Source organism: Catenulispora rubra (assembly GCF_015356825.1).
Classification (GTDB): Bacteria; Actinomycetota; Actinomycetes; order Streptomycetales; family Catenulisporaceae; genus Catenulispora; species Catenulispora rubra.
In genome coordinates this window covers 1-387 of record NZ_JAACYW010000819.1, presented here as the reverse complement: position 1 = coordinate 387, position 387 = coordinate 1, and the positions used below count along the sequence as shown (strand labels likewise).

General features: G+C 69.3%; 1 protein-coding gene. It reads right to left on the bottom strand.

The window, feature by feature from the left end:
• The coding region (locus GWK61_RS55560) for a helix-turn-helix transcriptional regulator (RefSeq protein WP_194922415.1) at positions 1–214 on the bottom strand (214 nt) is incomplete at its 3' end.
• Positions 215–387: the final 173 nt, after the last annotated feature.

Here is a 387-nt window from a genome sequence, read left to right as displayed (position 1 = left end):
GGCCGGGGGTGTCGGCGGCGGGTTGGGGGAGTTCGGAGACCAGGCCGCGGTCGGCGAGCTCGCCGATCAGGCTGGAGACCGTCGCGCGGGAGAGGCCGGTGCCGCTGACCAACTCGGCGCGCGTGGCGCTTCCGGAGCGACGCAGGATGTCCACGACGCGGGCGCGGTTCGCCGCGCGGACCGCTTCGCTCGTCGGCTGGACCCTGCGTTGCATGTAACCCTCTTGTGTCGGGGGTGGATGTGACACACCTTTGGGGTGGGCGGAAGTTCCGTCAAGACTTCGACAGAAGGCGGGGTTTTTGCCAACCCGTGGGGAAGGTTTTGGCGAGCGTGGCAGGGGACTGAAGATCAGTCCGCTGAGCTGGGGCTGGTGGGGCGGGGTTGGTG